At 59.7% G+C, this 12,762-nt stretch carries 12 protein-coding genes; 9 read left to right on the top strand and 3 right to left on the bottom strand.

The window, feature by feature from the left end; genetic code table 11:
• Positions 1-6 precede the first annotated feature (6 nt).
• The 9 genes from FJU08_RS06635 to FJU08_RS06595 all read left to right on the top strand — a co-directional run bounded on the left by FJU08_RS06635 (position 7) and on the right by FJU08_RS06595 (position 10,655).
• Positions 7-447: an NUDIX hydrolase gene (locus tag FJU08_RS06635; protein ID WP_141148204.1), complete on the top strand. Its 441-nt coding sequence runs from the start codon at positions 7-9 to the stop codon at positions 445-447.
• Positions 444-1,232 carry an ABC transporter ATP-binding protein gene (locus tag FJU08_RS06630; protein ID WP_141148203.1) on the top strand — a complete coding sequence of 263 codons (789 nt, stop codon included), beginning with the start codon at positions 444-446 and terminating at the stop codon, positions 1,230-1,232. The genes FJU08_RS06635 and FJU08_RS06630 overlap by 4 nt, the downstream gene beginning before the upstream one ends.
• Entirely contained in the window at positions 1,225-1,542 is a 318-nt protein-coding gene (locus FJU08_RS06625; protein ID WP_235890611.1) for a GNAT family N-acetyltransferase, read from the top strand. Before FJU08_RS06630 ends, FJU08_RS06625 begins: the two co-directional genes overlap by 8 nt.
• A 275-nt stretch (positions 1,543-1,817) precedes the next feature.
• Positions 1,818-2,693: an ABC transporter permease gene (locus tag FJU08_RS06620; protein WP_181409771.1), complete on the top strand. Its 876-nt coding sequence runs from the start codon at positions 1,818-1,820 to the stop codon at positions 2,691-2,693.
• Entirely contained in the window at positions 2,690-3,553 is an 864-nt protein-coding gene (locus tag FJU08_RS06615; protein WP_141148201.1) for an ABC transporter permease, read from the top strand. Before FJU08_RS06620 ends, FJU08_RS06615 begins: the two co-directional genes overlap by 4 nt.
• Positions 3,554-3,587: 34 nt before the next feature.
• The gene (locus FJU08_RS06610; protein WP_141148200.1) at positions 3,588-4,589 is read left to right on the top strand and encodes an ABC transporter substrate-binding protein; all 1,002 of its coding nucleotides are present in this window, start codon (positions 3,588-3,590) and stop codon (positions 4,587-4,589) included.
• A 384-nt stretch (positions 4,590-4,973) separates the two neighbouring features.
• Positions 4,974-6,146, top strand: a complete 1,173-nt coding sequence (locus tag FJU08_RS06605; RefSeq protein ID WP_141148199.1) for an efflux RND transporter periplasmic adaptor subunit — start codon at positions 4,974-4,976, stop codon at positions 6,144-6,146.
• A gap of 12 nt (positions 6,147-6,158) precedes the next feature.
• Positions 6,159-9,461 (top strand): efflux RND transporter permease subunit, encoded by a 3,303-nt coding sequence (locus tag FJU08_RS06600; RefSeq protein ID WP_141148198.1) that lies wholly within the window; start codon positions 6,159-6,161, stop codon positions 9,459-9,461.
• Between the two features lie 507 nt (positions 9,462-9,968).
• Positions 9,969-10,655, top strand: a complete 687-nt coding sequence (locus FJU08_RS06595; RefSeq protein ID WP_235890610.1) for a Crp/Fnr family transcriptional regulator — start codon at positions 9,969-9,971, stop codon at positions 10,653-10,655.
• Positions 10,656-10,797: 142 nt separating this feature from the next.
• Here the strand turns inward: FJU08_RS06595 and ureG are convergent, their stop codons facing one another.
• From ureG to FJU08_RS06580, 3 genes are read right to left on the bottom strand one after another with little or no spacing between them, the layout of a single operon-like run.
• The gene (gene ureG, locus FJU08_RS06590) at positions 10,798-11,409 is read right to left on the bottom strand and encodes an urease accessory protein UreG (protein WP_141148197.1); all 612 of its coding nucleotides are present in this window, start codon (positions 11,407-11,409) and stop codon (positions 10,798-10,800) included.
• Between the two features lie 57 nt (positions 11,410-11,466).
• Positions 11,467-12,168 (bottom strand): urease accessory protein UreF, encoded by a 702-nt coding sequence (locus tag FJU08_RS06585; protein WP_407943691.1) that lies wholly within the window; start codon positions 12,166-12,168, stop codon positions 11,467-11,469.
• The gene (locus FJU08_RS06580; protein WP_141148196.1) at positions 12,137-12,703 is read right to left on the bottom strand and encodes an urease accessory protein UreE; all 567 of its coding nucleotides are present in this window, start codon (positions 12,701-12,703) and stop codon (positions 12,137-12,139) included. Before FJU08_RS06580 ends, FJU08_RS06585 begins: the two co-directional genes overlap by 32 nt.
• Positions 12,704-12,762: the final 59 nt, after the last annotated feature.

Raw genomic sequence — 12,762 nt, 5'->3', positions numbered from 1 at the left:
CAGCCCATGACCCTTCATGACCGGCCCGCGGATTTCCGTATCGCCGTTGCCATGATCATCAATGCGCATGGTGAGATGCTCACCGTGCGCAAACGCGGCACACTGCACTTTCAGCAGCCCGGCGGCAAGATTGATGGGGACGAGACGCCGCTTGCAGCGCTGACGCGGGAGCTCATGGAAGAACTGACGCTTGATCTTTCCGAGGCAGCCTTCCGCTATGAAGGCACGTTTCGCGAAATGGCGGCCAACGAGCCCGGCCTGATTGTCGAGGCCGAGGCCTTTTCGCTGTTTGCCGCACCGCGTTTCAGGATCCAGGCTGAAATCGAGGAAGCGCGCTGGCTGCCGGTCACCGGTCATGTCGATGTACTTCGCGCCGCACTGACTGAAAATCACTTATTTCCGCTGGCTGCGCGCCGTTTTGCGGAATTTCGGGAACAAAAAGCATGAACAGCGAACCCTTTTCCGTCGTTTCGGCGAAAGATCTCTGTCTCACCTTCGAGACCAATGACGGACCGGTGCACGCGCTGAAGGATGTCAATCTCGAGGTAAAGAAGGGCGATTTCGTCTCCTTTATCGGCCCGTCGGGCTGCGGCAAGACCACCTTTCTGCGGGTGATTGCGGATCTTGAACAGAAGACCGCCGGCGAAATCACCGTCAACGGTACCACGCCGGAAAATGCCCGGCTCGACCGCGCCTATGGCTATGTGTTTCAGGCCGCAGCCCTTTATCCCTGGCGCACGATCGAAAAGAACATCGCCCTGCCGCTGGAAATCATGGGCTACACAAAGGCCGACCAGGCCCGGCGCATCGAAAAGGTACTGGAACTGGTGGAGCTTTCCGGCTTCGGCAAGAAATATCCCTGGCAGCTTTCCGGCGGCATGCAGCAGCGCGCCTCCATTGCCCGCGCTCTCGCCTTTGATGCCGATCTTCTCTTGATGGACGAACCCTTTGGCGCGCTGGACGAAATCGTCCGCGACCATCTGAACGAACAGCTCTTAAAGCTCTGGGCGGCGACCAACAAGACGATCTGTTTCGTCACCCACTCGATCCCCGAGGCGGTCTATCTATCCACCAAGATCGTGGTGATGAGCCCGCGTCCCGGCCGCGTCACCGATATCATCGACTCGCCCCTGCCAAAGGAGCGCCCGCTCGATATCCGCGAAAGCGCCGAATTCCTGGCCATTGCCCACCGTGTCCGCGAGGGCCTGAGAGCGGGGCACAGCTATGAGTAATTTTGTCCTCAGAGCCGCGACGATCGAAGATATGGCCGCCTGCGCCGTAATCCTCAACAACTGGATCGACACTACGGAATGGATGCCGCGTGTGTACGACCACGCGGATGTCGAACGGCATCATCGCGAGGCGGTCTTCACTGAACGCGCGGTTTCTGTGGTTGAAGCGGAAGGGAGCATCGCAGGTTTTTCAGCGCTGGCTGATGATGCCTACGTCACCGCACCGATGGCGACAACGAGGAAGGCCTTCCGGATGTTCTCTATGGCTGGCCCGAACAGAACGAACCTCGGGAGGCATCGTTATGATTGAGGCTTTGCCAGCCGACGAGACGATCACGTTCCCCGCCGCTTACGCGCTCCCACCGATCTCCCCCCTTGAGGGGGAGATGCCCCGACAGGGGCAGAGGGGGGTGAAACCTATCCGCAGACCCGGAGCTTGCGGCATGCATCGCCTACCCCCCTCTGTCGCGTTCGCGACATCTCCCCCTCAAGGGGGGAGATCGATCGTTGCAAACGCAGTGCAAACCACCCCTCTCCGGAGAAAGCAGAAAGGCAACGACCTAGACGTTTTCTGCTGGTTGCGAGGTGCCTTCCATGCGTGAGCGCTTCCTCCCCATCGCCACCGTTGTCGTCGTCATTCTGGCGCTGTGGTGCGTCTTTGTTGTCGTCATGAACCGCCAGTTCGTTGAGGATCAGGCGCGGCGGTCCAACCAGACGCTGACCTTCTCCGAGCTTGTCGAGCAGACCTATCATTCCAAACGCCCGGTCCTGCCTGCGCCGCAGCAGGTAGCCACCGAAATGTGGAAGACGGTGTTTCAGACCAAGATCACCTCTAAACGCAGCCTTGTCTATCACGCCTGGGTGACACTGTCCTCAACGCTGGTGGGCTTTGCCATCGGCGCGTCCTTCGGGGTGCTTCTGGCGATTGCCATCGTCCATAACCGCACCATGGACCGTTCGATGATGCCGTGGATCATCGCCAGCCAGACCATCCCCATCATCGCCGTGGCGCCGATGCTGATCGTGGTGCTGAATGCGATCAACATCACCGGCCTTTTACCGAAAGCGCTGATCTCGACCTATTTGTCCTTCTTTCCCGTCGCCGTTGGCATGGTGCAGGGCCTGCGCTCGCCGGACCAGCTGCAGATGGACCTGATGCACACCTATAATGCCAATCAGCGCCAGATCCTGTGGAAGCTAAGACTGCCGGCCGCCATGCCCTATCTCTTCACCTCGCTGAAGATTGCCGTCGCCATCTCGCTGGTCGGCGCCATCATCGCCGAATTGCCGACCGGTGCTGTCGCAGGGCTTGGCGCCCGGCTTCTGTCCGGTTCCTATTACGGCCAGACGGTGCAGATCTGGGCCGCCCTGTTCATGGCGGCAATCCTGGCCTCGGTTCTGGTTGCCGCCATCAGCGTGACGCAGACCATCGTTTTGAAGCGGATGGGGGCACGGCCATGATCGGATATTTCTGGTTTGCGCTGATTTTCTGGCTCGTCGCCTGGGGTTTCAATGAATGGCTGGTGCGGCAGAAATTTTCCTCGCGCACCTTCAACCGCATTGCCTGGTTCCTGGTGCCAGTCATCTTCGGCATCTCGATCATCGTGTTGTGGCAGGGCGTCGTGCTTGGCTTCAACATCTCGCCGATCCTGCTGCCGGCACCAACGGCGATCTGGCACCGGCTGATCACCTCGATCCCGACGCTTGTTGCCGATTTCCGCCAGACCTTTCTGAAATCGGTTCTCTCCGGCTATATCATGGGCTGCGGCGCCGGTTTCATCGTCGCGCTTCTGATCGACCGGTCACCCTTTCTCAAGAACGGGCTTCTGCCGCTCGGCAATTTCGTTTCGGCGCTGCCAATTGTCGGCATCGCCCCGATCATGGTGATGTGGTTCGGGTTTGACTGGCAGTCAAAGGCGGCGGTCGTGGTCGTCTCGACCTTCTTTCCGATGCTGGTCAACACCATTCAGGGCCTATCTTCGGCCGGCAATATGGAGCGCGACCTGATGCGCACCTATGCCGCCTCCTGGTGGCAGACCATGGTGAAGCTGAGGCTGCCCGCAGCCTGGCCTTTCATCTTCAATGCACTCAAGATCAATTCCACGCTGGCGCTGATCGGCGCCATCGTGGCCGAGTTTTTCGGCACCCCCACGGTCGGCATGGGTTTCCGGATCTCCACGGAAGTGGGCCGGGCCAATATCGACATGGTGTGGGCTGAAATCGCGGTGGCGGCACTTGCCGGCTCCGCATTCTATGGCCTGGTGGCGCTGATCCAGCGGGTCGTCACGTTCTGGCATCCATCCGTCCGATCCGGCCGGTGAGTGCCTGAAGAACAACCAAAGGGGAACTGAACAGATGAAAACCACACTGATTTCGGCGCTTTCCGCAAGCGTCTTTGCACTTCTCGCCGGTCAGGCCTTCGCCGCCGATCCGGTCACGCTGCAGCTGAAATGGGTCACGCAGGCCCAGTTTGCCGGCTATTATGTCGCGCTCGACAAGGGCTATTACACCGATGAGGACCTCGACGTCACCATCAAGCCCGGCGGCCCTGACATCGCTCCGGAACAGGTGATCGCCGGCGGTGGCGCTGATGTGATCGTCGACTGGATGGCTGCAGCCCTTGCCGCCCGCGAACGCGGCGTGCCGCTCGTCAATATCGCCCAGCCGTTCAAGAATTCCGGTCTGCTTCTGACCTGCCTGAAGGAAACCGGCATTGAAAGCCCGGCCGATTTCCCCGGCAAGACACTTGGCGTCTGGTTCTACGGCAATGAATATCCCTTCTATGCCTGGATGGCCAAGCTTGGCCTTGGTACCGATGGCGGCGACGATGGCGTCACCGTGCTGAAGCAGGGCTTCAACGTCGACCCGCTGATCCAGAAGCAGGCCGACTGCATCTCCACCATGACCTATAACGAATATGGCCAGGTCCTCGATGCCGGCATCACGCCGGACCAGCTGACGGTCTTCAACTATCGCGATGAAGGCGTCGGCATGCTGGAAGACGGCCTCTATGTCATGGAAGACAAACTGCAGGATCCGGCCTTCGAAGACAAGATGGCCCGCTTCGTCCGCGCTTCGATGAAGGGCTGGAAATATGCCGAGGAACATCCCGATGAAGCAGCCGAAATGGTCATCGAGCATGACGATACCGGCGCCCAGACGCTGGAACACCAGCAATATATGATGGGTGAAGTTGCCAAGCTGACCGCCGGTTCCGACGGTTCGCTGGATGTCGACGACTATAACGAAACCGTCCACACGCTGCTGTCGGCCGTCTCGCCCGACAATCCAGCGATCACCAAGGAGCCGGAAGGCGCCTATACGCTGGACATCACCAATAAGGCGCTCGGCAAGTAAGCTTCAGCCTGCGTCAGATTTTTGATTGAGTTTAATACGCGCTGCCCGGAAGGGTGGCGCGTATGGCATTTTTGCATCACCCTCGGATCAAATCGAACCATCTGGTTCAATTTAGAACATTCTAACACGACGCCCTCTTGAATATGACAGCAGACAACGCGAATTCCAGAACGCGGTTCGCGTTTGGAGACATATGGTGCTCACGCTTGCCGCCTGAGAGGGGACCGGAGAAACACGTTTAGGCCCGACACCCTTGCGCGCAATAGACGGAAGGCAAGGAGACACCGGGCAACCACGTCTTGTGACCCTTCCGCCCCTGAAACGCCCAATCCCGCGCCGGAAGCGGTGCGAAGCGAGGTATAGTGCATGTTTCCAGGACACCTGATGCTTGCTCTGGCCGCAGCCGGAATGGTGGTATCGCTCGGTCATGAGGCCAGTGCCGCAGAAGCCAATATGCCGCCCGCCGCGCAGCAGAATCTGCCCTCCATCTTCGTTACCGATGTCACAGTCAGGCCATTGACCGCCCGCGTAATCGCCACCGGCACGATCCAGCCTGTCGAGGAAGTCTATGTGCAGCCACTGGTGGATGGCTTGTCGATACTCAGTCTTAACGCCGATATTGGCGATCATGTCGCCAAAGACGCCGTTCTGGCAACCCTGCGGGACGACACGCTGATACTGAACAAGAGCAGCGCCGAAGCCTCCAAGGCCAAGGCTGAAGCAGGTCTGGAACAGCTGAAGGCCGAATTGCAGGCAGCCGAGGCGAGCGAGAAAGACGCCATCCGCCAGCATGAACGCGCCGCCCGGCTGAACCAGATGGGTTCGCTCGCCCAGCAATCCATGGAAGAGGCGGAGACCGCCGCTCTGAAGGCGAAAGCTGCCGCGGCGGCTGCGCGCCAGGCGGTTGTCGTCGCCGAAGCCGATATCAAGGTTGCCGAGGCCGAGATCAATGACATTGCCCTGAAGCTCGACCGCACCCGGATCAAGACGCCGGTGGCCGGCGTTGTCTCCGCACGCAATGCCAAGATCGGCGCAATCGCCAGCGGTTCGGCAACACCGATGTTCACCATCATCCGCGACGGCGCGATCGAGCTTGATGCCCAGGTCACCGAAGAAGACGTCGTCAAGGTCCATGCCGGGCAAAAGGCGCGGATCACCCTTGTTGGCCACGACCAGCCCATGACCGGCACCGTGCGGCTGGTCTCACCGGTGGTCGATGAGACGACCCGCCTTTCCGACGTTTTCATCACGCTTGACGACCCCGAAACCGCGCGTGCCGGCATGTATGCCCGCGCCGAGATCGTCACGGAAGAGGCTGAGAATATTGCCGTGCCGCTGACGGCCGTCAATGTCGAGAGCGCGGGCGTAACGGTGCGCAAGGTCGAGGGCGACACGGTTGCCGTGGTCACGGTTTCGACCGGCATTCAGGATGGCGATTTCATCGAGATCACCGGAGGTCTTGCAGCCGGTGACCGGATTGTTGCCCGGGCAGGAGCCTATGTGCGCGATGGCGACCGGATCAACCCGGTCGAAGCCACGCCGGTTGCCAGCGAATAGGAGGCCGGAGCGATGAACTTTTCCGCCTGGGCGATCCGCAATCCGGTTGCGCCCCTGTTGATGCTCGGTCTGCTTCTTTTTCTGGGTTTCAATGCCTTTCGCGACCTGCCGATCACCCGCTTTCCCAATATCGACGTGCCGGTCGTCTCGGTCAGTGTAACCCAGAGCGGGGCTGCACCCGCCGAGCTGGAGATGCAGGTCACCAAGAAGATCGAGGACGCCATTGCCAGCGTCAATGGTGTCGACGAACTGGGCTCGACCATTTCCGACGGCCTTTCGATCACCTCCGTGCTGTTCCGCATGGAGGTCGATCCCGATGACGCGCTGCGCGATGTCAAGGACGCGATCGACCGCATCAGCTCCGACCTGCCCGCCAATGCCGAAACGCCGGTCATCACCAAGATCGATGTTGAAGGCCAGGCGATCCAGACTTTCGCGGTCTCCTCACCCAACATGTCGCTTGAGGAACTTTCCTGGTTTGTCGATGACACGGTGAGCCGCGCATTGCAGGGGCTGAAAGGCGTCGGCAAGGTCGATCGTTATGGCGGTGCTGACCGCGAAGTGCTGATTGCGCTTGATGACAACAAGCTTGCAAGCTATGGCATCACGGCCTCCGATCTCAATACCCAGCTGAGACGCACCAATGCCGATACAGGATCCGGCCGTGGCCAGGTTGCCGGTGCGGAACAGGCGATCCGCACACTGGGTGACGCCCGCTCCGTTACGGAGCTGAAGGAAAGCACGATTGCGCTCGGCAATGGCCGCTTTGCCAGGCTTTCCGATCTCGGCACCGTCACCGACACCTATGAGGAGCCACGCACATTCTCGCGCTATAACGGCGCACCGGTGGTCTCCTTCGGCGTGTTCCGCTCCAAGGGCGCAAGCGAGGTCAGCGTTGCCGAATCCGTCGATGCGGCACTCGAAAAAGTCCGCGCCGAAAACCCCGATGTGCAGATCCGCCTGATCGATGATGCGGTCTATTTCACCAAGGGGAATTACACCGCCGCGCTCGATACGCTTTACGAGGGTGCGATCCTTGCCATCATCGTCGTCTTCCTGTTTCTGCATAACTGGCGGGCGACGCTGATTGCGGCGGTGGCGCTGCCCTTTTCGGTGATCCCGACCTTCTGGATCATGGATCTGATGGGCTTTTCGCTGAACCTTGTCAGCCTCATTTCGCTGACGCTGGCGACCGGTATTCTGGTCGATGACGCGATTGTCGAAGTGGAGAATATCGAGCGGCATATCCGCATGGGCAAGACGCCCTATCGCGCCGCCCTTGATGCGGCTGACGAGATCGGCCTTGCGGTGATCGCTACCTCCTTCACTATCATTGCCGTCTTCGCGCCCGTCTCCTTCATGCCGGGCATTCCCGGTCAGTACTTCATTCAGTTCGGCCTCACGGTCGCCTTTGCGGTGTTCTTCTCACTGGTGGTGGCCCGCCTCATCACGCCGGTGATGGCAGCTTATCTGCTGCAGCCGGCGAAAACCATAAGCGAGGACAGCGAACACCATGACGGCCGGGTACTGCGCGCCTATACGAGCGCCGTGCGCTGGACGACCCGCTGGCGCTACCCGACGATCGCCATGGCGATCATCGTCCTGATCGTTTCGATGTTCTTCCTGTCGAAAGTACCGGGCAGTTTCATGCCGCCGGAAGATGCGTCTCGCATCGTGCTGTCAGTGGAACTGCCGCCGAATGCGCAACTTGCCGACACGGAAGAAGTCACCGACCTCATCTATGACCGTATCAAGGATTTTGACGGTGTCGAAAGCGTAACCGTTCTCGGCGGCGCCTCACCAACCGGTGAGCTCGAATATCGCCGGGCGACGCTGACCGTGACGCTGGAAAATCTCAGCCACTCGCTGCCCGAGGCGATCGTCAACGATATATTCGGCGGCCTGCCGCTGATCGGCCCCTATCTGCCGAAACTGCCTGCATCCGGCCGCCAGATCCCGCAATGGCAGATCGAGAGCCGCGTTTTCGCCGCCCTTGACGATATACCGGACCTCAGAATCACCAAGCTGAATGACCGCGGCGAGCGTGATATCGAGTTCAACTTCCTCTCCGACAATGAGGCCGATCTACAAAAGGCCGTCGGGCTTTTAGAGCAGAAGCTGCGCGATGATCCGCTATTGTCCAAGGTCTCGAACGAGGGCGCCCTGCCCCGCCCGGAACTGAAGATCCGGCCCAAGGGCGAAATTGCAGCCCGGCTCGGTGTGACACCAGCGCAGATTGCCGAGACCGTGCGGGTGGCAACGGTTGGCGATATCGATGCCAACCTGCCGAAGATCTCGCTTGATGACCGGCAGATCCCGATCAGGGTGCAGTCCAGCACCACGCTCAGAAAGGACCTCTCCGCCATTCGCGCGCTCAAGGTGAAGACGTCGGATGGCACGCTGGTGCCGCTCTCGGTGGTCGCCGATGTCAGTTATTCCGAAGGGGTGAGCACGATAAAACGCAATGATCGCCACCGGGTCGTGGCGATCGGCGCCGATCTGCCGCAGGGCGTGGCGCTGGATCCGGCAACACAAAGCTTCCGTGACATTGTCGAAAGCACGGAAATACCTTCCACGGTGAAGCTTGCCGAAAGCGGGGATGCCAAGATCCTGGCCGAGATGCAGCAGAGCTTCATCAATGCCATGCTTCTGGGGCTGTTTCTGGTGCTGGCCGTACTGATTCTCCTGTTCAAGGATGTGATCCAGCCCTTTACCATCCTGCTGTCACTGCCGCTGGCGCTGGGCGGTGTGGCCGCCGCCCTGATCCTCACCAACAACCCGCTCTCCATGCCGGTGATGATCGGCATTCTGATGCTGATGGGCATCGTGACAAAGAACGCCATTCTGCTGGTGGATTTTGCCAAGGAGGCGATCTGGCACGGGCTCGACCGGCGTGCGGCATTGGTGGAGGCCGGACGGAAGCGGGCGCGCCCGATCGTCATGACCTCGATCGCCATGTCTGCTGGCATGCTCCCGGCAGCGCTTGGCGTCGGCGAAGGAGCTGCCTTCCGCGCGCCAATGGCGATTGCCGTCATTGGCGGCATTATCGTTTCCACCGTGCTCAGCCTGCTGGTGGTCCCGGCTTTCTTCATGGCCATGGATGATCTTGCCAGGCTGTTCCGCTGGCTCTTCGGACGCTTCATTGGCAGGCGCGATGACGATGACGTGGTCTATACTTCCACAATGCTGGGTGATCTTGTTGAGGGCCAGCGCGCCAGTCTTGAGAAATTAGAAAAACGACTCGACCGGATAGATGCGGAAAAGCATAGCGGCAATACGGGGCCTACGGCGCCAACCACGGGTGGAAGCGCCTGAAACCACGAATAAAAACGATTGAAAAAGGCCGGTCATCCACCGGCCTTTTTCTTGGCCTTAGGCAGATTGCGCTGAAGCAATTTCCGCAATTGTCAAAATAGAGCGGGGCAATTGATTGAAATCAAATACTCACATCCCGCCCCGAATTACGTTCCAGTTACAGCAGAAAACCGGCGAACGGCAGAAGCGCACAGGCCGGAACGGTCTTTAGACCGGCCAGCCATGTTGCTGCAGAGGAAAAGGGATTTTGCGATTGGGAGGTCGCAGCGCACTTTTCCCGCCTGCTTCGCCGGGACGGTTTTCTGCTTCGTAATTCATCTGTCGGGTCAGGCAAAATCCGAAACGACAGAAACAGGTGGAACTATATTTGGCGGATCGGCCCGTAATTCCCAAGACAAACGGACCCCTATCGCCGGCATCCGGCAGCATTGCGGCGTGTTCCGGTGCCTTCATGTCATGAACAGGCAATCACGGTCGCCGCGGGGCCGGTACTAAGGAGACAGGCAAGTGAATAGGACCCTTTTGCTGAACGAACGCAAGAAAACACTGTTCGTGGAGACCAAGCTGACATCTTCGATGGATATGGCGACCATGAACCGGCTGATGGAATGCGCCACCTTCGCCAATTGCTATCCGCGTGATGTTGTATTCTGCGAAGGCGACCGCGCCACGCATTTCTATTCGGTCCTGTCCGGCTATGTCCGGCTTTACCGCCAGAGCAGTGAAGGCCGCGAAGCCGATATCCGCGTCTGCGGTCCGGGCGACAGTTTCGGCGATGAACTGATTTTCGGCGGTGACACCTATGAATATCACGCCCAGGCTGCCGACAAGGCGATGCTCGCCCGCTACGACCTCAACAAGGTCCGCTCCATCGCTGAAAACGACAATGGCATGATTGCCCGTGCAATCGCCTCCTCGCTCTCCGGCCAGCTGGAAGAAACCATGGAATGCATCGCCAATGACCGGCTCAACACCGCAGTTCAGCGCGTCGCAAACTTCATTCTGGAAAACTGCGAAGGCCAGGATGCACCGGCCTCCTTCCGCCTCTCCTTCCAGAAGAGCCTTCTCGCCGGCAAGCTGGGTCTGGCACCCGAAGCCCTGTCCCGCGCCTTCGCCTCGCTGAAGGAGCTCGGCGTCAACGTACATGGTCGCATCATCGAGATTGAGGATATGGACGCGCTCCGCCGCGTGTGAGCAGCGCCGATCATGCGATCAGCTCAGAGCGCCGTGGACACGATAATCGAACCCATGGATACGCTCTGATCTTTCAGGGAAAACGGCCCGGACCAATCTGGTTCCGGGCCGTTTTCACGTGATCACATTGATCGTCGGCCGCTCACAGACCACCGACATGCTTGAGAAAGGCGACAATATCCGGAACACCATCACCGCGCTTGAGGTCGGTGAACACCACCGGGCCACCGGAGCGCATGCGGCTGGCATCGTTGGCCATCACGTCAAGATTGACCTCGACATAGGGCGCCAGATCCTTCTTGTTGATGATCAAAAGATCAGACCGGGTGATACCCGGCCCGCCCTTGCGCGGGATTTCCTCCCCCTGGGCGACCGAAATCACATAGATGGTGATATCGGCCAGATCCGGAGAGAAAGTCGCCGCCAGATTATCGCCGCCTGATTCGATGAAGATCAGATCAAGGCCGGGGATGCGCGTATTCAGTTCGGCAATGGCCTGGAGATTGATGGTCGCATCCTCGCGAATGGCGGTATGCGGGCAACCGCCCGTCTCGACACCGACAATGCGATCGGAAGAAAGCGCCTGCATGCGCACAAGCGCATCGGCATCTTCACGCGTATAGATATCATTGGTGACGACAGCGACGGAATAGTCCTTCGCCATCGCCTTGCAGAGCTTTTCCGTCAGCGCCGTCTTGCCGGAGCCGACCGGTCCGCCGATTCCAACCCTCAAAGGTCCGTTTTCAGAAGTCATTCATTGCCTCGTCACAGGTTAGCGCCGCGTGCGGCGGCGCGAATATGGGTCCGCGTCTCAGGACCGGAAAAGCCGTGAATGCTGCGTCTCGTGCCGCAGCGTCGCGATATCGGCTGCAAAGCTGCAGCCGCCGAGATCGTCCAGAGAGCTGGCCGCCGCCCGCATGGCAGCAACCATGATCGGCTCTTCCAGCGCCGCCAGTGTCGCAAGGCCTGCCGTCTGCCCCAGCAGCGACAGCCGGATTGCCGCGGAAATCAGCTGCGAGACCTGTGATTGCAGATAGCCCTGACAGACGCTGACCAGCTCCATGCCATGGCTGCCGGCAATCGCACCGAAGGCGACCGGCAGCGCCACGGCGCCGCAAAGCGCATCAAGCGCCGGCGCCGGCCAGGCACTGGCAGCGCTGACAAAGGCAGCGCCGAGCGCCGTCGTCTCCAGATAACGTTCCCTGGAGCCCGCAAGGGCTGCGGCAAGATTTGCAACGTCGCCAAGCGCCGCCGCGTCGCCATCCGCCCGATGGCTTGCAGCAAGAAGCACCGCATCGTTCCACAGAAAGCCGTACGACAAGGCGGTTTCGAGCCAGGGCGCCAGATCGCCCGGCGTCGTGAGCAACTGATCGTCAATCGCCTTTTCAAGCCCGCCCGAATAGGCAAAGCCGCCAAGCGGAAAGGCTGGCGACAGCCAGGCAAGCAGGCGCAGGAGTGCCGATCCGGAAAGACCCGGATTGTCAGCCATGATGGTGGTGGCCGGAATGGTCATGATCTCCGTGATGGTGATGGTGGTCGTCGCCATGCTGGTGATCATCATCATGGTGATGATCGTGACTATGCGCATGGGAATGACTGTGTTCATGCCCATGGTCATGGCTGTGATAGGCGCCACGCACCGGATGAAAAGGCGCGACAATATCGGTGACAGAGGCGCCCAGACCTTCCAGCATCTGCCGGATGACATGATCACGCAGGATCAGGATACGGTTCTCCTCGATCTGGGCTGGCAGATGGCGATTGCCGAGATGCCAGGCCAGTTCGACCAGATGCAATGCGTTTTGCGGGCGGATCTCGAAGACTTCTTCCGGGGCGGCAACAATCTCGATCAGATCGCCATTATCGAGTTCCAGGCGATCGCCACTGGCAAACAGCACGGCATCTTTGAGATCGAGCATGACGCTGCCGCCATTTTCAAGAGGCAGGAGCTTGCGCCGCAGATGACGCTGATCATGGGTGAGAACAACCCGACCAGCGACGGGCCGGTCATCGGTTCCGGCGGGAATATAGGATGATATCCGTTGCATTTTTTACCCAATAAAGGCGCGTGACCAGAAGCCACGGTAAAAAGTCAAGAATTACATTC

This window comes from Martelella alba, assembly GCF_006516955.1.
Lineage (GTDB): Bacteria > Pseudomonadota > Alphaproteobacteria > Rhizobiales > Rhizobiaceae > Martelella > Martelella alba.
The sequence above is the reverse complement of the archived record's forward strand: the minus strand, read 5'-3'. Positions and strand labels throughout refer to the sequence as shown.